The organism is Chitinophaga silvisoli (genome assembly GCF_003412465.1).
GTDB lineage: Bacteria > Bacteroidota > Bacteroidia > Chitinophagales > Chitinophagaceae > Chitinophaga > Chitinophaga silvisoli.
This window is the reverse complement of record NZ_QTJV01000013.1, coordinates 128,577-148,168: the sequence shown is the minus strand read 5'-3', so window position 1 is coordinate 148,168 and position 19,592 is coordinate 128,577. Positions and strand designations below refer to the sequence as shown.

General features: G+C 42.8%; 23 protein-coding genes. 16 read left to right on the top strand and 7 right to left on the bottom strand.

The window, feature by feature from the left end; all coding sequences use genetic code 11:
• Positions 1–35 precede the first annotated feature (35 nt).
• The 4 genes from DXN04_RS28170 to yidD all read left to right on the top strand — a co-directional run bounded on the left by DXN04_RS28170 (position 36) and on the right by yidD (position 2,194).
• Positions 36–1,136, top strand: a complete 1,101-nt coding sequence (locus tag DXN04_RS28170; RefSeq protein ID WP_116856754.1) for an NADH:flavin oxidoreductase — start codon at positions 36–38, stop codon at positions 1,134–1,136.
• A 251-nt stretch (positions 1,137–1,387) separates the two neighbouring features.
• The gene (locus tag DXN04_RS28165) at positions 1,388–1,681 is read left to right on the top strand and encodes a hypothetical protein (protein WP_147320086.1); all 294 of its coding nucleotides are present in this window, start codon (positions 1,388–1,390) and stop codon (positions 1,679–1,681) included.
• Positions 1,682–1,700: 19 nt separating this feature from the next.
• A complete protein-coding gene (locus DXN04_RS28160) occupies positions 1,701–1,934 on the top strand; it encodes a hypothetical protein (RefSeq protein ID WP_116856752.1) in 234 nt (77 codons plus the stop codon).
• Positions 1,931–2,194, top strand: a complete 264-nt coding sequence (yidD, locus tag DXN04_RS28155; RefSeq protein ID WP_116856751.1) for a membrane protein insertion efficiency factor YidD — start codon at positions 1,931–1,933, stop codon at positions 2,192–2,194. Before DXN04_RS28160 ends, yidD begins: the two co-directional genes overlap by 4 nt.
• Before the next feature lie 80 nt (positions 2,195–2,274).
• Here yidD and purE read toward each other — a convergent pair whose 3' ends face one another.
• From purE to DXN04_RS28140, 3 genes are all read right to left on the bottom strand, one after another.
• A complete protein-coding gene (gene purE / locus DXN04_RS28150; protein WP_116856750.1) occupies positions 2,275–2,769 on the bottom strand; it encodes a 5-(carboxyamino)imidazole ribonucleotide mutase in 495 nt (164 codons plus the stop codon).
• A 5-nt stretch (positions 2,770–2,774) separates the two neighbouring features.
• Complete coding sequence (locus DXN04_RS28145) at positions 2,775–3,893, bottom strand: 5-(carboxyamino)imidazole ribonucleotide synthase (protein WP_116856749.1); 1,119 nt, start codon at positions 3,891–3,893, stop codon at positions 2,775–2,777.
• A gap of 345 nt (positions 3,894–4,238) precedes the next feature.
• Positions 4,239–5,042: an SGNH/GDSL hydrolase family protein gene (locus tag DXN04_RS28140; RefSeq protein WP_233525707.1), complete on the bottom strand. Its 804-nt coding sequence runs from the start codon at positions 5,040–5,042 to the stop codon at positions 4,239–4,241.
• Positions 5,043–5,440: 398 nt separating this feature from the next.
• On the opposite strand from DXN04_RS28140, the gene DXN04_RS28135 reads away from it, so the two are divergent.
• The 4 genes from DXN04_RS28135 (at position 5,441) to DXN04_RS28120 (ending at position 7,608) form a co-directional block, all read left to right on the top strand.
• A complete protein-coding gene (locus tag DXN04_RS28135) occupies positions 5,441–5,971 on the top strand; it encodes a hypothetical protein (protein ID WP_116856747.1) in 531 nt (176 codons plus the stop codon).
• A gap of 15 nt (positions 5,972–5,986) precedes the next feature.
• The gene (locus DXN04_RS28130) at positions 5,987–6,460 is read left to right on the top strand and encodes a hypothetical protein (protein WP_147320085.1); all 474 of its coding nucleotides are present in this window, start codon (positions 5,987–5,989) and stop codon (positions 6,458–6,460) included.
• 154 nt (positions 6,461–6,614) lie between these two features.
• A complete protein-coding gene (locus tag DXN04_RS28125) occupies positions 6,615–7,076 on the top strand; it encodes an SH3 domain-containing protein (protein ID WP_116856745.1) in 462 nt (153 codons plus the stop codon).
• Positions 7,077–7,182: 106 nt separating this feature from the next.
• Positions 7,183–7,608 (top strand): hypothetical protein, encoded by a 426-nt coding sequence (locus DXN04_RS28120; RefSeq protein WP_116856744.1) that lies wholly within the window; start codon positions 7,183–7,185, stop codon positions 7,606–7,608.
• A 61-nt stretch (positions 7,609–7,669) separates the two neighbouring features.
• On the opposite strand, the gene DXN04_RS28115 is transcribed toward DXN04_RS28120, so the two are convergent.
• Positions 7,670–8,062, bottom strand: a complete 393-nt coding sequence (locus DXN04_RS28115) for a hypothetical protein (protein ID WP_116856743.1) — start codon at positions 8,060–8,062, stop codon at positions 7,670–7,672.
• 750 nt (positions 8,063–8,812) lie between these two features.
• Here DXN04_RS28115 and DXN04_RS28105 point away from each other — a divergent pair.
• The 4 genes from DXN04_RS28105 to DXN04_RS28090 all read left to right on the top strand — a co-directional run bounded on the left by DXN04_RS28105 (position 8,813) and on the right by DXN04_RS28090 (position 11,067).
• Complete coding sequence (locus DXN04_RS28105) at positions 8,813–9,094, top strand: RNA recognition motif domain-containing protein (RefSeq protein WP_116856742.1); 282 nt, start codon at positions 8,813–8,815, stop codon at positions 9,092–9,094.
• Between the two features lie 63 nt (positions 9,095–9,157).
• Positions 9,158–9,424, top strand: coding sequence for a hypothetical protein (locus DXN04_RS28100; protein WP_116856741.1), 267 nt, complete (start codon positions 9,158–9,160; stop codon positions 9,422–9,424).
• 42 nt (positions 9,425–9,466) lie between these two features.
• On the top strand, positions 9,467–9,769 hold the full coding sequence (locus DXN04_RS28095) for a hypothetical protein (protein WP_116856740.1): 303 nt from the start codon (positions 9,467–9,469) through the stop codon (positions 9,767–9,769).
• 476 nt (positions 9,770–10,245) lie between these two features.
• A complete protein-coding gene (locus DXN04_RS28090) occupies positions 10,246–11,067 on the top strand; it encodes a hypothetical protein (protein WP_116856739.1) in 822 nt (273 codons plus the stop codon).
• Positions 11,068–11,310: 243 nt separating this feature from the next.
• Here DXN04_RS28090 and DXN04_RS35485 read toward each other — a convergent pair whose 3' ends face one another.
• Positions 11,311–11,481 (bottom strand): helix-turn-helix domain-containing protein, encoded by a 171-nt coding sequence (locus tag DXN04_RS35485; protein ID WP_233525706.1) that lies wholly within the window; start codon positions 11,479–11,481, stop codon positions 11,311–11,313.
• The gene (locus DXN04_RS35480; protein WP_233525705.1) at positions 11,463–11,876 is read right to left on the bottom strand and encodes a hypothetical protein; all 414 of its coding nucleotides are present in this window, start codon (positions 11,874–11,876) and stop codon (positions 11,463–11,465) included. Before DXN04_RS35480 ends, DXN04_RS35485 begins: the two co-directional genes overlap by 19 nt.
• Before the next feature lie 336 nt (positions 11,877–12,212).
• Between DXN04_RS35480 and DXN04_RS28080 the strand changes: the two genes are divergently transcribed.
• Both DXN04_RS28080 and DXN04_RS28075 read left to right on the top strand, forming a co-directional pair.
• A complete protein-coding gene (locus tag DXN04_RS28080; RefSeq protein WP_116856738.1) occupies positions 12,213–12,971 on the top strand; it encodes a DUF2314 domain-containing protein in 759 nt (252 codons plus the stop codon).
• 2 nt (positions 12,972–12,973) lie between these two features.
• Complete coding sequence (locus tag DXN04_RS28075; RefSeq protein ID WP_116856737.1) at positions 12,974–13,924, top strand: MBL fold metallo-hydrolase; 951 nt, start codon at positions 12,974–12,976, stop codon at positions 13,922–13,924.
• Positions 13,925–14,112: 188 nt separating this feature from the next.
• On the opposite strand, the gene DXN04_RS28070 is transcribed toward DXN04_RS28075, so the two are convergent.
• Entirely contained in the window at positions 14,113–16,341 is a 2,229-nt protein-coding gene (locus DXN04_RS28070) for a glycoside hydrolase family 3 N-terminal domain-containing protein (RefSeq protein WP_116856736.1), read from the bottom strand.
• Between the two features lie 429 nt (positions 16,342–16,770).
• Here DXN04_RS28070 and DXN04_RS28065 point away from each other — a divergent pair, with 429 nt between their 5' ends.
• Positions 16,771–18,252, top strand: coding sequence for a M28 family metallopeptidase (locus DXN04_RS28065; protein ID WP_116856735.1), 1,482 nt, complete (start codon positions 16,771–16,773; stop codon positions 18,250–18,252).
• A gap of 218 nt (positions 18,253–18,470) precedes the next feature.
• Positions 18,471–19,514, top strand: coding sequence for a glycosyl hydrolase family 18 protein (locus tag DXN04_RS28060; protein ID WP_116856734.1), 1,044 nt, complete (start codon positions 18,471–18,473; stop codon positions 19,512–19,514).
• The last annotated feature ends 78 nt before the right edge of the window (positions 19,515–19,592 follow it).

Below are 19,592 nucleotides of genomic sequence, written 5' to 3'. Positions count from 1 at the left end.
TACCGATATCTTTGTGATCACAAATGATCCAAAAGATGAGCACAAATAATCTCTTTCAGCCATTCCAACTTAAATCGCTGAATATTAAGAATAGAATTGTAATGGCTCCCATGACCAGAGCCTTTTCCCCTAACGGTATTCCCGGCGCGAACGTAGCCGAATATTATAAACGCAGAGCTGAAGGCCAGGTAGGCCTCATCCTCTCTGAAGGCACCGTCATCGATCGCCCATCTTCAAACGCACATCCCGGTGTACCACATTTCTACGGTACCGAAGCCCTCAATGGATGGAAACATGTCATCGATGCAGTACATGCCGCTGGTGGCGCTATGGCACCCCAAATCTGGCACCAGGGTATCCAGCCGAATCATCCTTCCGGTTGGCTGCCTTCAGCGCCTTTTGAAGGGCCCTCTGGCATTTTAGCACCAGAAGGTACCAATGGTAAGGCACTTACTGAAGAAGACATCGCCGATATTGTCCGCGCTTTCGCCCAGGCAGCAGCCGATGCAAAACGTCTTGGTTTTGAAACCGTCGAACTCCATGGTGCCCATGGCTACCTGATTGACCAGTTCTTTTACGCTCTTACTAATAAGCGTACAGACAAATACGGTGGTAATACCATCGGCGAGCGTACACGCTTTGCCGCTGAGGTAATCAAAGAAGTGAGAAAAGCAGTAGGAGAGGATTATCCAATCATCATCCGCCTTTCACAGTTCAAACCAACTGAATACAATCATAAATTAGCGGCTACTCCTGCCGAAATGGAAGCATGGCTCACGCCAATGGTTGATGCGGGTGTCGATATTTTCCATTGCTCTCAGCGCCGTTTCTGGGAACCTGAATTCGAAGGCGATGACCTGAACTTCGCAGGTTGGGCTAAAAAACTGACAGGAAAAGCTACCATCACCGTTGGCTCTATTGGCCTCTCCGGTGATTTTATGGGGGCTTTCCAGGGTGAAAGCTCTTCTCCAAGTTCCCTGGATGAATTACTGCGTCGTTTCGATCGCGGAGATTTCGACCTGGTAGCTGTTGGTCGTCCATTACTGGCAGATCCTGCCTGGGTAGTGAAGATTAAGGAAGAACGTAATGGCGAACTGAAAGGCTTTAGTAAAGAAGCACTGGCAACATTGATTTAATAAAAAGTAAACCTAACTATAAAAAAGTCCTCCGGTTTAAACGGAGGACTTTTTTTCTGAGAATAGTTTTCATCCCCGTTGGTGAATTCCGCCTGTCATGAATGTTTTAAGCCAGGTTTTATACCTTTAATTGTTACTTACACCAAATCAAAAATACCGGAAAAATCCCCTCCCAATCCCTTCCCCAAATCATCTACTTTTGATTCAATCAATTTCACGTAGTTAATCTTATTCTCTAAAAATTACCAATTATGGAATTTCAAAGATCCCAAATGCTCTACGACAACGGTTATTACAAATGGCATGCACATGATGATCGTGATAACCCTTATTACCGCGGTGGCACCGATGCGCGCCAATTAAACAGGACAGAAGGCTATGAAGTCCTGTATTTCATTAATCACTTCGTCCCTAAACACAGGTTTCGTCAAGACCTCCCTACCTACAGGAAAGTAGAACAGATAATCCGATACCACGTACCCTCAAACATCCATAAACGGGAACTTATTGCGAAATGGATCCTTGATAATTTTTCCAGACTCTAATCAACAAAACCCACATACAATGCAATTTAAAGTAGTCCCCTTTACCGCCCATATGGAGAGAAATGATACTTCTGCAAAAGTAGCCAGCCAAATGCAAACTATTATTGACGATCATGTGTTACAAGGCTGGGAATATATACGCATGGATTCCGTACAAACCTTCATCGCTGCCGATGAAGGCTGCTTCGGTATCGGCGCAAAACCAGGTTTCTATACCACCTATAATGTACTGGTATTTAAAAATAACATATGAAATGGCTGCTGATGGCGCTGATTCATCTCTATTGGACAATACCCAAAAAACATAGAAGACGTTGTATTTTTAAACATACCTGTTCTAAGTATGTTTATCAAACCACAAAAGAGAAGGGATTTCTCCATGGAATGCATGCGCTGAAACAACGTGTGAGACAATGTAGGCCTGGTTATGCTTTATATACCGGGGATGATAGTGAAGAATGGGTGATCCTGCCGGATAAAGAAATAATAGCAAGAAGATGTACGAATGTTTAACAGCGGGAATTCACCAACAGGAATAAAAAATAAAAAAGCCCGCAAACATAACATTTGCGGGCTAAATATTTAAACATACATTAAGACCTATCCAGCGTCTCATTCATCTTCTCCACCTTCTCATTATTCTCCTTCTTCATTTCCGCCAGCTTGTTCCTCAACTCTGCATTACTCGTCGCCAATATCTGCACCGCCAGCAATCCCGCATTCCGCGCACCATTCACACTCACTGTAGCCACCGGAATATCCCCTGGCATCTGCACAATAGACAACAAAGAATCCCAGCCATCCAAAGAATTTGATGACTTAATCGGAACCCCGATTACAGGCAAAGTAGTGATCGCAGCAACCATACCAGGAAGATGCGCTGCACCACCCGCACCAGCTATAATGATCTTCAGTCCGCGCTCTTCTGCACTGGCTGCATAATCAAACATCCTTTGCGGACTGCGGTGCGCAGACACTACATTAAACTCATAGCCTATGTCGAACTTCTTTAACACCTCTATTGCCTGTCGCATAATAGGTGAATCAGAACTACTGCCCATAATAATGCCTACTTCTACCTGTTTCATATGTATTAATTTAAAATTTTCCGAATAGTTTCTGCCTTCTTAAGAATATCTTCCATGGTACTGCCGGTAACAGTTACATGACCTACCTTTCTGCCTATCCTGCTACCTTTCTTACCATACCAGTGAAGATGTGCACCTGGTACCGCCAACAGGGAATTGAATTTCTCCTGCCTGTCAGACCTCAACGCCTCGTTCTCCAGGATATTCAACATCAGTGAAGGCAGGTGCAGCGCCGTTTCACCCAAAGGCAATCCTAATATAGCACGCAGCAATTGCTCATATTGTGAAGTGGTACTGGCTTCTATCGTATGGTGACCGCTATTGTGTGGTCTTGGAGCCAGCTCATTCACCAGGATTTTATTGTCTTTTGTCACAAACATTTCTACTGCCAGGATACCTACCAATTTCAACGCATCCGCAATCTTCTCAGCAATTGCAAATGCTTCCTCAGCCATCCCGTCCGCCAGTTGCGCCGGCGCTACCTGGGATTCAAGCACAAACTTCTCCTCCGAAAAGACCATCATCACCGGATCATAACATTTCACTTCGCCCTGTTCGTTTCTTCCTACTATCACAGCAATTTCATGCTTAATATCCACCAGCTCTTCCAGCACTGAAGGCGCATTAAAAGCCTTCTCAATATCTGCTACTGTCTTTAACACCATTACGCCATAGCCATCGTAACCATCACGACGTTTTTTAAGACAGCCCGGAATTTTATCTTCATGCTTAACCAGGTCATTTTTATCTTCAATAGCAATGCCTGGCACCACCGGTATATTGTGAGAAAGCAAAAACTGCTTTTGTGTGTACTTATCCTGGATCACTTGAATAGTAGCAGGAGAGGGGAAAACCTTTTTACCTTGTTTTTCCAGTTCACGTAATGCATCAATGTTCACCGCTTCCATCTCAATAGTGATCACATCCAGTTCCTTGCCGAATGCCAATACATCGTCGAAAGATTTAGGATCACCACAGAAAAAAGAAGAAGTATAACGGGCACAAGGTGCATTTGCATCCTTATCCAATACTGAAACGCTGAGTCCGAGATCAATAGCATGCCTTAAAAGCATACCTCCCAGCTGGCCGCCTCCTAATATTCCTATTTTCAAATTTTCAAGCATAGAATTCAATTGGGATGCAAAGGTAAAAAACTATTGCAAATGATCGTAATACAATTCTATTACGGGTTTTCCGGGTTAGAGAGGCAATTAATCCCCCTAAAATATTGGGTAAACACCCCTTGCCAGCGCCTGTTTTGCTTATAAAACACGGCAACTGGCTAAAAGTTGATCTGGCTGATATCGTATAATATTATTATGCGTTAATCCCCCGAAAAGGTTACTCATTAAAAAGAGGTTGTATCAAAAGTAACCTGAAGGCATTGAGAATTACATAAACAAAAATTCTCTCCGCCAGGTACCCGGATTAAATTCCGGGAATTTTACTTTTGATACAAACTCTTTTATTTAAAACTGTATGCCTGATATCACCTTTGCCAAAAGCTCTGCAATTATAGCTCCTCCTTTGTCCGAGGGATGTATCCCATCATAAGTAATATCCATTGCTTCCTTCGGATACGGATAGCGGTCTCCTACTGTAAAGGGTATTTTGGTATAATCAGGATAAGCATATTCTTTGTACTCACGCGTTACAGGATCTCGGAGTAATTTAAATTTCACTGCATGGCTGATCTCCAACCTGGGTTCACTATAGAGGTCCAATACCTCGAAGTTTTCTGCCTTGCCAATTGCTTTAACAGCATTAACAAATGTCTCCAGACTTTGCCCTTCCTGTTCTTTATAAGATCCCCAGCTATTGAAATTGTGATTAAGAAGGTACACAAAATCGCCACGCTGCATAGGGGTGATGAGTATAATATGTGCTTTCGGGTTAAGGCTGCGCAATTTGTCAATGATCACCCTGAAAGCACCATTTAAAGTTGCAATGCCAGTATTGTTAGTATAATCGTCTAATGTACCCGGTTTTACACCCAGCCACCAGTCGTTCGTGCCCAGGAATATGGTATAAACATCTGAAGGTTTTATACCCAGGTCATCTATTTTGTAGGCTATTTCAACACTTGTAAGGTAATTCTGGCCCTGGTTGGTATAGGTCAATCCAGGCACCAGTTCTGTAGTTCTTGTTATCCAACCTTTTTCAACACGATTCTCACTCTCTTCCAGGTGGTCATTTAAATAAGTAAAGGAATCTCCGATGGCTGTCCAGGTAATGCTTTTCCGGGACTCGTTTTGTGGTATAAAAGAGCTCATCGACACTGTTATGATTAATAACAGTGAAAATAGTTTACGAATTGGCATACTAAGCTTTATATATCACATACGTATTATATTATGTTATGGTTGTATGTTTTGTGTTAATTATTCATATTTATGATATTTTTTTATCCCTTATAGTGATTTCATGAAATAAAGTCTTGCCCATAGAGGGCTTGAAGCAGGGAAGATTTTTTTCGTTAGATAGGACTGTTAATTTGTTTGTTAAGGGACTTGATTCAAGGTCAAGAAACTAAATTGAAATACAGTATCTTATAAAATATTACCAAATTATCTTTTAAATCTCCGTAATTCATATTATTTTTGTTTTATATGTTATAGTCAACCCTATTACTGTTTTAAGAGGACAATATTATACCCAGACCTATATTACTATGAATAATACCCTATCCCAGGACCAAAAGGATGAAATAAGACGTTCCATCCTGCAATCAACTTTTATCATGGACATAACTGTCAGACGATTAGTGGAGCAAGGCTTTAACGAAGCTACCGCACACTACTTAGTCAGCAATGAAGTCAAAGCATTTAAACAGGAAATTGTTGAGAGAGCCCTGCGGAACAAGAAAGAGGAAGAGGCGAGAGGAATCGCCTTTATTGTTGTAGTGCTGGTATCCCTCGCCGGTACCATCTTTAACGTGCATTCGCTTACATGGACGGTTGCTGCAATGTTGATCGCAGGCGGTGCCGGTTATTTTGCTTTTAGAAATAAACCAGTTGCAGGTGTGCTCTCGTTCATCACATTTGCCGTTATTCTCCCATATACCTATACCTACTACCTTAAAGGGAGAACAAGGTTTATCAACATCGAACTGCTGATTCCTATGTTTTTAGCAATTATACCTGCAGCTGTCGTGTATTTCGTTGTAGCCTTTACTGTACATGCTGATAAAAAAGATAATTAAACCACAACTATACCTATGTACGTTTTTAACCAGGCAAGAAAGCGACTGGAGCCCACCGATACTAAATGTCAGTATTGCGAATCAGGGCATTCCTCGCATATGGAAGACAATTACTTTTTATCATTGTATAAAGAGCAGGACAGAACGAATATAATTGTCTACCGATCCGTAAAATACCAGAAGATTCCTGTAGGAATATCCAGGTGCAAAAGCTGCCGCAATATCCATGAAGCAGCAGCTACCAAAGCAGGATGGATTTCCGTAGGGATTGCAATAGGATTGGAATTAATTCTTTTTAAGATCGACCTGTTATGGGGCTTCATCGGTATCTTCCCGGCCCTGTTGATCATTTTTGGAGGTACTGATTACCTGCAAAAGAAATTTGTGGAAGATCAGGGGATTTCTCCGAAAGTAGATGGTGCTAAACAAAATGAAGCAGTGCAACATTTAGTAATGAGTGGCTGGTCATTTACAATGCCGACGGCATAAATTGAAAGCGGTTGTATCAAAAGTAATTTCATGGCAATTAGCATCAATAATAGAATTCTCTTAGCCAGGAATCCGGATTAAACCCCAGTAATTTTACTTTTGATACAACTTCTTTTAATTAGTAAATTTCACGTTGTTAAATGAATTACATGTTATGACCGTTCGTATCCTCCTGTTCTGTACCCTGGCTTTTTTTAACGATAACCCTTCTGAAGTCCGGGATGCCTGTTGCGGCAAATGCGTAGGGGCAGCAAATTGTACTGCCTGTACTTCATGCAACTATTGTAAATACTGTAATAGTGGAGGTAGTTGTGGGGTTTGTGGTGGAGGTCGTTATTCAGCGCCTATTCCATACTATCCAGGCAATACATCTCCCCGTGTATCCGGTCCGAAAAAATATAACAGGTCATCTGTACCAAGTACGCAATATTTTGTTGGTGTAAATTTCCTGAATGTTCGCTCAGGACCTAATGCAACTTACCCCATCATTGATAGGATTGACTATCTTACTCCCGTTAAAATTGGGGCAAGTAATAATGGATGGTGTCATATTTATTATTATAAGGATTATTTACGGGATGGATATGTATTAGAGAGGTACCTTGCCGCCAGATAATACGTTAATGATACACTTGCATTCAACCCCAGGAACTAAATCAGGGCCACACTGTTTTTGACTGTCCCCATTAAAATCTCCCACATTATTCCTTTACCTTTACACCATGTTCGACATTCTAAACAAATACACCTCCCAGGGCAACTTCTTCCTCACACCCGAGAAAGACCTCCCATCAGTCTGCAACGCACCCGCTGATACACACGGAATCTTCATCATCTACGCCCTTAAAAAAGGCCGCGTTGAACTCATCTACATCGGTCATTCCGGCAAGGTTGAAAAAGACGGCTCTTTCTCAAACAAATCAAACCTCAAAGACGAAATCATCAATGCCAACCAGTTTGGCAAAACTCCCGCCCACATCGCCTGGAAGAAACAAATGACCAGGGAAAACATCGAAGCACTCAACATCTACTGGTACGCCACTTACAATGCCAACAACAAAGACTGTCCCGAAACCCTGAAGAAAAAACTCCTTCGTCAACACCAGGATATCTTCGGCTCCTTTCCAAAATGGAATAAATCCGTTTAAAAATAATTTGCCCCCAAAAGGCAACAAACCTTTCCGGGGGCATACTAATTATTTATTTAAACTACTCCTTCACCTCTTTCTCTTTAAACACATTTCGCCCATTCTCCACCAGTACAAAATGCCCTCCCGGTATAAACCCACTCACATCTACAGACAGCACTCCATCCGCTATATTCCCAACCTTCACCACTTTCACCAACACTCCCTGTGTATTGATTACCCTTATGTAAGTGGAAAGCTTCGCGTCTAATCCCTGCAACTGCACCGATAAATAATTGACTACCGGATTTGGAAACGCCTTCACCGAAACCGAAACCGAAACCGAAACGGCCGCTTCCGCCCTAAAACCGGAAGATAACGAAGACAATGAAGTGTCCGCCACCTTTTCCTGCAAATATGCTCCTACAAGTATATCACTATACCCATCATTAGCACTAAGTGTCTGCACTTTCACACCCCGATCCTGGACTATAAAATTCTACCGGATACGCTGCTCATTATTTACATATTCTACTGTAAACTGATTTGCATGATTAAACTGTATTATAGTATCATCAATGCTCACCAAAGGTTATGCTGCCGGCTTGTAAAGGGGATGATCATCCACTGAGATGCCCCTTAGTATCAGACTAAATGACCAGTTCCCCGTATATTGATGACTATTACTCATGGCCTGACCTGTATACACCGCACACAGCTGCTGCTTTTCGTTGGAACTCCGTCTCCACCACTTAACCACGCTGAAACTTCAGGATTTTATGGTACCACATCTTATCCTTTCTGTAAAATTGCTTACCAATTTTCAAGGCTGATGCTCCTTTTCTTCCACCTGGTAAGCATAATCCAACTCCTCGTCAATCCTTAATGCCCCCCGAGGCATTTTTCAGAAAACCACAGGTTGATCTAAAAGGTATGGCTTGTATTATTTTTAAACTGATAATCCCGGTAGTTATAAAACACCGTCGCACCACTCCCGAAAGGTAAGACAGTACCGGGCACCCCATCGATTTAATATAAAAACCCTGAAAATTTTAACAAAACTCTGTGATAATAAATAAATTAGGTAGAGAGATATATTAGCCATACCTTTATAAGGATGATAGTTTGAGTTTAAGGCACTAATAACCTGGTTTTCTTTTACAGCCTTCTTTTTTACCACCTTTATTACCTCATTCGAATTTTTTCACAATAAAAACATTATACAATGGATATCTATGTGTCCAATCTGAGTCCTTTTGTTGTTAAAGAGGATTTAAATAATCATTTTTCCAAATACGGAACCGTGACTTCAGCAAATATTATAATTGACAAGTTTACCAGCCGTAGCAAGGGTTTTGGCTTTGTTACCATGCCCGATGATGCGGAAGCTGAGAAAGCTATTAAAGAATTGAACGGGTCTATAATTGACGGCAAAACAATTACCGCCAATCAAGCCAAACCCAGGGAGGAAGGACCAGCGAGATCTGGGTATAATAACCGCTGGTAACCGTGCAATGATATTGATGGAAAAGGGAATTAATCCCTTTTCCTATAATAAAAAAATTCAAATATGACCATAAGCGACATTTACAACAAACTACATAGCAGAGCCTATTACGAAAAGACTGAACACAATAAGTTCAGATTTTTGAACAATTCCCTTTGTATAGATCGCCGCGCTACTATACCAATCGTAATTCATATGCTGGATGGCATCTTCTATATGCAATCATTAAAGAAAATTGCCAATGAAAGTTTGTTTCGGCTGGAGATGAATGATGAAGAAATCAAGGTAATCAGCACAATAAATGACAGCCCGATCTTTACATTAGAGTAGATCTTCCTGCACTTTGTTTATTTAAATTTTAAAACCAAGTCTATGAATAATAACGCTGATATGCTTCTCAATAATTTTGATGTAGCTGCATGTGATTCGGTTAACCTGATGTACACTGAATTTCTTTTTTCCATTCAGCATGTTGATAGAATGAAACATGAGAACACCGTTCACCTGTGGAGTAATAAATATATGGACAGGTTAAAGCAAAGACTTGAAGGTACCGCACAGGAGTATATATCAGGTAACAGGGATATCCGGACAATCGACTGGTTTCAAAAAAAGTTGATGTATATGATCAGGCTGCATCTACAGGAGTTTTCCCAAATGATAAGATATGTGTAGTTTAAATGCTGATGAAAAGAGCCCGCCCGCTTCGGCATTTTCATAATTATTCCAACTGTTCACCCCGTACATTGTTCGCTGTAATCACCCCTACCGTATTCACCGGCAAATGCTGTGGAATCTGCACTTTGTCATGTAATCTTACTACGGTAATGACTGCTAATCCCAGTTCTTTAATGCTGTTTTCATTAGTTCGGGATCAATTCAAGTAAATTCTGGTCAATTTTGAAGTTGATTCAACTGCATGCCTATAATTGGAGATCAAAATAAAAGTAAATTTAAAAGCGTTGTTAATATGAATGCATTGATCCCTATATTTCACTTACAACCCATACTACCTTGATAATATCCATAATATTTACGTTTTCCGATTTCAATAATAGGAATCCCTGGGTACATAGCCGCGACCTTTTGAGATACAAAATAAAATAATCCCTTAAAGGGCTTAATTTTGATACAAATCAGCAAAAGAGTATATGGGAAGCAGGGCCAACTACATTATCAAAAGCAAGGGCTTATTGACTATCTATTACAACAAATGGGGTGCCTGCCAAATTACCCAGGACCTCTATTCAGGAGAAGATAATTTTTTCGAAAGTCTGAAGAAACACCAACGTTCTGATTCCCTGATAGAATACGGATGGATGGAGGGATTGGTTATTGCTGACATGGAAGCAAAACACCTGGCATTCTGGTCGTTTGATATGGAAAATGAAACATCCGTATTACGGTATTTCATGGCCAACTTGCAGGAAAGATGGCCTGACTGGCAATTAATCTACCTGCCAAATTACATCTATGATGCGGCACCCTTTATGGGAATAGACTATATCTCAGGAACTACAATTTATCAATTCAAAACCCCGACAGAAGAAGAGATCATCAATGACGGGGAAGCTGATGAATATCCTTTCGCCCTGGTCCTTATCAGGGATAACATCGGGCTTTTTGTGACAGAAACAAACTATATAACCCTTGAAAATATAATTTCTTATGGGAAGGAAGCAATTCCTTTATTAAAAAGAAGAAAATCTATTCCTCTGCCCCACGAAGGTGATGCCCGCGCCAAAAATCAATTATTCATAGATGTCGAAAATAAGCACCTGGTTATAAATGACAGCATTTTTGGTCTATGGGAAACAATGTCCTGCAAATGGCCGGAATATACCCTTAAAATGGGTTGCATGGGCTACCTGGCCATGCTGGCAGAAGCAAATATTAACATTGTCGGCATGGAAATGTCACAGGAAAAAGTTCTGGCAGCATTTGAGAAATTGATTAAGAATAATCCTGCCTGATCTAAAATAATCCATCATGTAGCCAGATCTCCTTTAATTGAAGATCGTTGTTATTAATAATCTCATATCACAGCTCACATACCCTTTTGGGAACTTTACCCTCCTTATGCACATTAACTCCCACCACAATAACATAATCTCCCGAACCACCCATTTTATATGCACCCTGGCAGGCTGGAGCTCTGATTCAGGTGTGATGATCGCCTCATAATATTTACGTCGCTGATGCACATTGGCCTTTTTCTAATACAACCGGGGAGAATATTCAGGGTCATTAAAATCAAGGTCATAAGCAAGCTCTTTTATAGAACTCGCTGAATAGCATAAACGCCGTTTAGCTTCCAGTATTAACCGGTGGTGGATGTACTCTTTTGGAGAACACCCCGCGTAATACTTTACGATATTGTAAAGCACAGTAGTGCTAATGACAAGACTTTCTGCGATACGGGCACTGTCAGCTGTCTCATAAGTCTTTCCTCTACCAGCCGTTTGAAACGAATATGGGCAGCCAGCTTATTGTCAGCCGGATTTTTATCACCGGCGAAATAGCCAATGTTAATTTCCGTCAGCAATGTATTCAGATAGGAGAGGAGCAGTTCAGGCTCCGCTTCAGGTGCCCCCGGTAAGTCCTGTAATCTCTCAAAGTTCGCTCTTAGCCTGCCGGCCGCTTTGGCCGTGAATGTAATTTTCTGATTATTATAAGGATCAATCAAAAATGAATACAGCCTGGGCAAATGCGATAAACAATATTCATCAAAATTCAATTTGAAATAGTCAGTCCCTTCTTTAGATGCCGGCAATGCATGCATTTGACAAGGCAATATGAAATGCCGTTGATTGTCTACTTTTTAAGATCTACCCCATGACTGCTATTCCCCTCCAGCATGAACACCAGGAAATAATGAGGTTTCCGGAGTGTAAGACCATATAGCGCAAGTTGCCCCGCGGGGATTTTGCCGAAAGTGGGTGTAATTAACCGCATTGACAACCGCTTATGTTGTGATTATAGATCCAGGAATGATGGGCTGTCAGACCTATTGATAAAGGTATAATATTAGATTGGCATCTATTTTGGCTTTTTTATGTAATTTACTGCCCTCTGATTTGTTTAGTTAAATTTAAACCCACAAACTTCAACAGGAACCATGAGTAACGAAAAGATATTCTATGTCAAAGGGGATAGTCCAGCCATGATGGCGGCATACAAAAAGGCTCAAAATACCTTTAAATATTTCTGGCGCGAACTCTCCTGGGAATACCGCAGAATAGTCCCAGCCCTGAATGTAGCCTGCGTCAAAGCCGTATTTATGCAGGAAACCGGACCCGATACAGAACCGATTACAGAAAACATGTGGATCAACAACGTAGGCTTCGATGGCGAATATATCTATGGCGTGCTTGTGAATACTCCTAACGAGCTGACTAATATCCAGAACGGTGCAGAAGTAAAACTATCTCTCGATCAGATCAGTGATTGGCTATTTGTGAACCAGGATCTTACCTACGGCGGTTTTACCATTCATGCTATTCGTTCACAAATGAGTGAAGAGGAGAGAAATGATCATGATGCTGCTTGGGGACTTGATTTCGGTGATTACAATGATATCCTGATCGTATACCAGGAAAAAGAACATCCTGAGAACCTGATCGAACATCCCATGAGTAAAAACATGCGGCAAAAAGTAGCTGAACACCTGCAACAGGATCCCGCTATAATAAATGCAGTAGATGAAAACGGCTATACGCTCCTTCACAAAGAAGCCATCGCCGGCAACAGGACCCTAATCGAAGAACTCCTGGCTGCCGGTGCTGATACATCTCTCAAAACCAACAATGGCAAAACCGCCCTTGATTTTGCCAAAGCATTGAACTGGGAGCATATCATTCCTTTACTAGAAAAATAATCATGAAGTCTGTTTTTACCACGCTTACGCTGACAGCCTGCTTCTTTTGTCAATTCGCTTTTTCACAAACTTCTTTTAAAGTGATCCCACTGGGGGTGAAGGGCGGTACGGACGAAAGCAACCTGTCTGCTTATATGATTGCCCCGCAGGGGAGTGAAGACTATGTTTGCCTGGATGCCGGTACGGTACATTATGGTATCGAAAAGGCTATACACGCGAAGCTATTACACGGCGATGCCGAGGAGGTATTGAAAAGGAACGTAAAAGGGTTCCTGATCTCTCATGGTCATCTGGATCACTTAGCAGGGATGGTCATCAATTCACCCGATGACAGTACCAAGAATATTTATGGACTGGACTACGTACTTGATATTCTTAAAGATAAATATTTTAGCTGGAAAAGCTGGGCAAATTTTGCAGATGAAGGGGAGAAGCCTGTGCTGAATAAGTATCACTATACTGTGCTTAAACCCGCAACTGAAACTGTCCTGCAAAACACCGATATGCAGGTGACGGCATTTCCACTTGCTCATTCCAGCCCTTATCAAAGTACCGCTTTCCTGGTAAGGCATAAGGATGCCTACCTGCTTTACCTGGGTGATACAGGGGCAGATTCTGTAGAGCATTCTAACAAGCTACACCAGCTTTGGGAACAGGCTGCACCCTTATTAAAATCCAAAAAATTAAAAGCGCTGTTTATAGAAGTGTCTTTTGCCAATGAGCAGGCAGATAAATTGTTGTTCGGACACCTCACGCCACATTGGTTGATGTCGGAATTACAGGATTTAGCCTCACTGGCAGGGGTGGAGTCTTTGAAAGATTTCCCGGTAGTAATTACGCATATAAAACCAGGGGGCAACAGGGAGCAAATGATCCGGGAGCAGTTGAAGGCGTATAATCCTTTGCATGTGAAGTTGATTATACCGGAGCAGGCGAAGTTGCTGACTTTTTAATTGATTGCATCTCTGACTTAAAATTAATGAAAGAAGGCTGTCCCATTACAGAACAGCCTTCTCCTAAAAAATCATCTTTCCTGAAAACATCTCTCCAGAAAACATCTCTCTAGAAAACATCTTCCCAGAAAACATCTTCCCAAAAAAACATCTTCCCCAGAAAACATCTTCCCCAAAAAACATCCCAACTAATACTTAAACCCAGCCTTCAATCCTCCCACACTCATCGTAAAATCCCCCGCTTCCGTCACCCGCTGCAACTGCCCATTAATAAATGAAAGCCTGTCCTTATCAATCTTAAATGTCACCGTCTTCATCTGTCCCGGCTGCAACTCAATCTTCTCAAACCCACGCAATCTTTTTACCTCAGGCGTAATGCTCGCCACCTCATCACTCACATACATCAGCACTGTCTCTTTCCCCGCAACCTTCCCCGTATTCGTCACATCCACCGTCACCGTAATAGGCGCTCCATCCTTCAGCGTCGCACTACTCAGCTTCAAATTCGTATAACCAAACTGGGTATAACTCAGCCCAAACCCAAACTCCCACTGGGGATTATATCCCGCCGTCTCGTCAAACTGCAAGGTCTCCGTATACTTGTGATAATAATTCACCAGACTATTCGTAGACCTCGGATACGTATACGGCAACTTACCGGAAGGATTCACCTTCCCCGCCAGCACATCCGCAATCACATTGCCTCCTTCATTCCCTGCCAGGTACGCATGAATCACCGCCGCACTCAAAGGCTCTATCGCTGAAATAATCCTTGGACGACCTTCTGTCAACACATACACAATAGGTTTCCCTGTACCTGCCAACGCCTTTGCCAGCTCTATCTGTGCATCTGAAATCCTGAGATCCCCGATATTCCCTGGTGTCTCCGTATAACTTGTCTCCCCGATACACAGCACGATCACATCCACATTTGCGGCCTTCGCCACCGCATCCCTTACATCCAGCACCTTGTCAAAGTCTGCTCCTGCACTATATTCCACATTCCCTGCACCAAACACATGCTGCACCGCTTCCAGGATCGTATTCTTCTCTTTCTCCGTCTCATCACTTGTCGTACCCTGCCAGATCCTGGACCATCCTCCATTTAAAGACCGCATTGAATTGGCTGATGGACCTGTTACCAGGATCTTCTTACCCTGCGCCAATGGAAGAATATTATTCGTATTTTTCAGCAATGTGATGCATTCCGCTGTCAGGTCATAGTTCAGCTGATTATGTGCCGCACTGTTAAACAAAGGATAGTCTTTGGCAGCGCCCACCGGATTTTCAAAAAGTCCTGTTTCATACTTCACTCTTAAGATCCTCCTCACCGCATCATCAATCCTCGTCATCGGTATTTTCCCTTCCTTTGCCAGCGCTATCAGTGCCTCAGTAAATGTAAAATCGGTAGGCACCATACTCATATCAATACCCGCATTGATTGCAATCATCACCGCCTCCTTGTTATCCTTCGCTACCCGGTGACGCTGATACAGGTATTGAATATCCTGCCAGTCGCTTACCACCAGGCCCTTAAATCCTAATTCTCCTTTCAGTATATCTGTCAGAATGTGTTTATTCGCATGCACAGGCACACCATTGATTTCCGCACTGTTCACCATCACACTTTTTGCACCTGCTTTCACTGCTGCGGCAAACTGTGGCAGGAAGTACTCCCGCAACTCCCTCTCCGGTATCCATGCAGGTGTACGATCATGCCCGCTCAATGGCATACTGTAACCCATATAATGTTTCAAACAGGCTGCTACATGGTATTTATCAGTCACCACATCATCCCCCTGGTATCCCTGCACTACAGCCTTGCCCATTTCCGCCACCAGGTAAGGATCCTCACCATAGGTCTCCCAGATACGTGGCCATACGGGTTGTCTGCCGAGGTCTAATACCGGGCTAAAATTCCATGGAATAAAAGAAGCCCTTGTTTCATAAGCCGTCACCGCCGCGGCCTTTTTGGCCATAGCCGGATTAAAAGAGGCCGCCTGCGCAATCTGTTGCGGGAACATCACTGAATTCAGGGTATAGTTATTCCCCCTGATGGCATCTACACCATAGAGCACCGGGATTTTCAGCCTTTCCTGGAGTGCCAGTTGCTGGATTGTCTCAATCCGTTTCCGCCAGACCTCCACCGTTTGTGCGTTCCCGCCGACATTGAGAATAGAGCCTACTTTATATTTTTTGATGGCGAGCTCCAGTTTCGCCATATCAAATTCATGTGGCTCATTCAGGACACCATTGGTAGTTTTCAAAAATGCTTCTACGCTGATCTGCGTCATCTGACCTGCCTTTTCCTCCAGGGTCATTTTTGCCAACAGGGCCTCTACTTTCTGATCGATGGTTTGGGAATAAGCATGGAATGATGTTGCGACTATTGCAACGAGTAGGAGAAATTTTTTCATAAGTGTTATTGGATTTAGAATTGTGGTCTTTTAAAAACAGGTTCGCAGGTTTCTCTATACCCGTCCTTTGGCAGGGGAAAATTGAAAAACGTGGCATTCCTTGTATTAATAGTTAACTGCTCAAATGTATGCTAACTTATGACATGGGGGTAGTACTTTTTTATCTATTTCATTGCATTTAATTCAATATAAACCTGATAATTGTGGTTTTTACAATTGTAATTGTATAATATGTTGATTTATAGTTGCCTGCGCTGCTTTTTTAAAACGGCGTGCAGCCATGCGGCTTTACTGAAAAGAAGAGGTACTATCAAAGTAATAGCTTCCGGCATTCATCCGGGTACCTGGTGGAGGGAATTATTCTCAATCATCCCTTGAAGCATTATTCCTTAACTTTGCAAGCAGTTAATCATATAATAGTAAAACCGCATGAGAAAAGATCATTTATTAGTTTCATTATTCCTCAGCACGATCTTATGCTCAGCAGAGCAGGCCAATGCGCAGTCGAAAAGTACAGCCATAGCCGCCATCCGGCAGGAAGAAATAAAGAAGGACCTGTTTACCCTTGCTGATGATCATTTCAGAGGCAGAGAAGCAGGCACCCCCGATGAGTTGAAAGCAGCTATGTGGTTGGCAGAGCAGGCGCGTAAAGCCGGCCTGGAGCCAGCCGGAGATGATGGTACTTATTTTCAGTTTTACCCCTTAATACGTGAACGCGTAGGCGATCGCAGCACTGTAAAAATTGGCAACCGTACATTCGACCTCTGGAAGGATGTGATCATTTGGGAGCCTTGCTTCGCAACTGTAGATGCACCTATTGTGTTTGTAACGAATCCTGATCATGTAGATGCTGAGACAATCAAAGGCAAAGTCGTGGCATTGCAATTTACAGAACAGGGCCAGAGCGATCCCCGCAAGGTGATTCCATGGAGATATGTTTCGTTCGTAGTGCGTGACTGGGCACTGAAACTGGCAAACAAAGGAGCGAAGGCCATTCTCTTTGTATCCGATGACAGGGCAGAACAGGCCTGGAACAGGGCGATTCCTGACCGTATCCGTGGTACCTATCGTATAGAAGGCAGACCTTCCAGGCAGTACCTGAATGGCATTCCTATCGTCTGGGTGAAGAAGGAAGCACTGGACCTCGTGCGTCAACCTAATCAAACCTTCCAGGCAAATGTATATGGCGAGGCATTTACTTATCCTTCTGTGAATGTAGTTGCAAAAGTAAAAGGCACTGATGCTAAACTGGCGAATGAATACGTATTGTTTAGCGCACATACAGATCATGATGGCGTTCGTGAAGTGGAACCCGGTAAGGATTCTATTCTCAATGGAGCAGATGATAATGCAACAGCCTGTGCAGCGCTGCTGGCAATAGGTCGTGCGTTTCATAAACAGCCTGCAAAACGTAGCGCATTGTTTATATGGCATGGGGCGGAAGAACGTGGATTGCTGGGTAGCTATTATTTTGCAGAACATCCTACTGTGCCAGCACAATCGCTGGTAGCAGTATTAAATGCAGATATGATCGGAATGAATGCACCTGATAGCGCAGGTTTACTGGGTATTACCCCACCTCACCTCAATTCAGCTGACCTGGCAAATATTGCGCTGGCAGAAAATGCAAAAGGACCAAAATTTAAGTTGGATACTGCCTGGGATAAAGCCACTCATTTTGAAGGGTTTTATTTCCGTAGCGATCACCTGCCTTATGTAAGGAAAAATATACCCGCCATATTCTTCACAACTCTGACGCATCCGCTGTATCATACACCTGCAGATGAAGCTGCGACAATCAATATAGAGAAGCTGACGAAGATGACGAAGTGGATGTATGCAACGGGTTTCAGCGTAGCGAATGCGCCTGAGAGACCTAAGATAGTAGAAGGATTTAAACTGGAGAAATAGCTTTTTTATCCATAAAAGAAAAAGGTGTCTCAATTACCTGAGACACCTTTTTCTTTTATGGCCAGGAAATTTGCTATTCAAAATCTAATCCCTATATTTGATTCCGTGTACGTACACGTAAGCCTGAATGATCTGTTTCCACCAGAAATAGAGCAGTACTCCATGCACGGGATCCTTCACCTGGTCCTCGTTAGAATAACCATCAAATCAAATTGAAAATGAAAACCTTACACAAACTTTTAGCCCATTTTACAGCCCTCTCTATGCTCGTTTGTTCCTGTGGCAAGCAATCAGAGAAATTATCTGCGAATGATATTGCCAGCACTGCCACCACGCTGGCTACCAACCCTGACAAGGTCGTGATCGGCTACGTACCCGGTTGGGCTGATGTAAACGCTGTCACAGATGCTATCGACTTTAACATCGTCACTCATATCAACCTGGCTTTTTTTGCAGCCAGTTCCTCTGGTGCTGTTATGTCTAACGGGCAACCACTCTATAGCGATTTCGGTGCCAGCCAGATCAACTACGTGGTAAGCAAAGCGCACGCCAAAGGCCGTAAAGTACTCGCTTCACTGGGCGGTGGTAATCCTGACCCCAATGCCGGAAATATGGCAGTGTTATTCAGGGCTGCAAACCGTAGCACCTTCATCAATAACCTTGCAGCATTCGTTACTTATTTCAACCTGGATGGTATCGATGTGGATGTAGAAGGCGATGTCCTGTCCACCATCAAGAGCGAACAGAATTATGCACCATTCATAGCTGCATTAAGGAACAAGATCAACCCGATGGGCAAACTGGTCACCTGTGCTACCGCTGCTTATGATGATGGTATGATACCATCTTCTGCATATGCTTACCTGGATTTCATCAACATCATGTCTTACGACAATGGCTGGGGTGGCACCGGCAATCACTCCACTTATGATGCCGCTGTTACGCATATCCAGAAATTTATTAATTCAGGTGCACCTGCTTCAAAACTTGTACTGGGTGTTCCCTTCTATGGATATAAACCTACAGTAGGTACAGGTGAGATCTCCTTTAGTGAACTGTTGGCAAAATACGGAACTGCAGCGGCCTATGTAGATGAATATGATGGCTACAAATATAACGGCATTACAACGATTGAATCCAAAACTACCTATGCCGCGCAGCATATCAAAGGCGTAATGATCTGGGAATTATCCCAGGATGTGCAGGGCACCTATAGTCTCCTGCAGGCAGTAGGCCGTAAGATCAATACTCCAGCAAACTGATTTGAATAATCAATCATTGAAGAGGTTGTAGCAAAGGTAAATTTCCGGAACTTAACCCGGAATCCTGATGGAGAGCGT

What these genes read in the sequence shown, in the direction of transcription:
- DXN04_RS28170 (WP_116856754.1), top strand. Translation starts at nt 36, where the DNA reads ATGAGCACAAATAATCTCTTTCAGCCATTCCAACTTAAATCGCTGAAT.
- DXN04_RS28165 (WP_147320086.1), top strand. Translation starts at nt 1,388, where the DNA reads ATGGAATTTCAAAGATCCCAAATGCTCTACGACAACGGTTATTACAAA.
- DXN04_RS28160 (WP_116856752.1), top strand. Translation starts at nt 1,701, where the DNA reads ATGCAATTTAAAGTAGTCCCCTTTACCGCCCATATGGAGAGAAATGAT.
- yidD (WP_116856751.1), top strand. Translation starts at nt 1,931, where the DNA reads ATGAAATGGCTGCTGATGGCGCTGATTCATCTCTATTGGACAATACCC.
- purE (WP_116856750.1), bottom strand. Translation starts at nt 2,769, where the DNA reads ATGAAACAGGTAGAAGTAGGCATTATTATGGGCAGTAGTTCTGATTCA.
- DXN04_RS28145 (WP_116856749.1), bottom strand. Translation starts at nt 3,893, where the DNA reads ATGCTTGAAAATTTGAAAATAGGAATATTAGGAGGCGGCCAGCTGGGA.
- DXN04_RS28140 (WP_233525707.1), bottom strand. Translation starts at nt 5,042, where the DNA reads ATGAGCTCTTTTATACCACAAAACGAGTCCCGGAAAAGCATTACCTGG.
- DXN04_RS28135 (WP_116856747.1), top strand. Translation starts at nt 5,441, where the DNA reads ATGAATAATACCCTATCCCAGGACCAAAAGGATGAAATAAGACGTTCC.
- DXN04_RS28130 (WP_147320085.1), top strand. Translation starts at nt 5,987, where the DNA reads ATGTACGTTTTTAACCAGGCAAGAAAGCGACTGGAGCCCACCGATACT.
- DXN04_RS28125 (WP_116856745.1), top strand. Translation starts at nt 6,615, where the DNA reads ATGACCGTTCGTATCCTCCTGTTCTGTACCCTGGCTTTTTTTAACGAT.
- DXN04_RS28120 (WP_116856744.1), top strand. Translation starts at nt 7,183, where the DNA reads ATGTTCGACATTCTAAACAAATACACCTCCCAGGGCAACTTCTTCCTC.
- DXN04_RS28105 (WP_116856742.1), top strand. Translation starts at nt 8,813, where the DNA reads ATGGATATCTATGTGTCCAATCTGAGTCCTTTTGTTGTTAAAGAGGAT.
- DXN04_RS28100 (WP_116856741.1), top strand. Translation starts at nt 9,158, where the DNA reads ATGACCATAAGCGACATTTACAACAAACTACATAGCAGAGCCTATTAC.
- DXN04_RS28095 (WP_116856740.1), top strand. Translation starts at nt 9,467, where the DNA reads ATGAATAATAACGCTGATATGCTTCTCAATAATTTTGATGTAGCTGCA.
- DXN04_RS28090 (WP_116856739.1), top strand. Translation starts at nt 10,246, where the DNA reads ATGGGAAGCAGGGCCAACTACATTATCAAAAGCAAGGGCTTATTGACT.
- DXN04_RS35480 (WP_233525705.1), bottom strand. Translation starts at nt 11,876, where the DNA reads ATGCATGCATTGCCGGCATCTAAAGAAGGGACTGACTATTTCAAATTG.
- DXN04_RS28080 (WP_116856738.1), top strand. Translation starts at nt 12,213, where the DNA reads ATGAGTAACGAAAAGATATTCTATGTCAAAGGGGATAGTCCAGCCATG.
- DXN04_RS28075 (WP_116856737.1), top strand. Translation starts at nt 12,974, where the DNA reads ATGAAGTCTGTTTTTACCACGCTTACGCTGACAGCCTGCTTCTTTTGT.
- DXN04_RS28070 (WP_116856736.1), bottom strand. Translation starts at nt 16,341, where the DNA reads ATGAAAAAATTTCTCCTACTCGTTGCAATAGTCGCAACATCATTCCAT.
- DXN04_RS28065 (WP_116856735.1), top strand. Translation starts at nt 16,771, where the DNA reads ATGAGAAAAGATCATTTATTAGTTTCATTATTCCTCAGCACGATCTTA.
- DXN04_RS28060 (WP_116856734.1), top strand. Translation starts at nt 18,471, where the DNA reads ATGAAAACCTTACACAAACTTTTAGCCCATTTTACAGCCCTCTCTATG.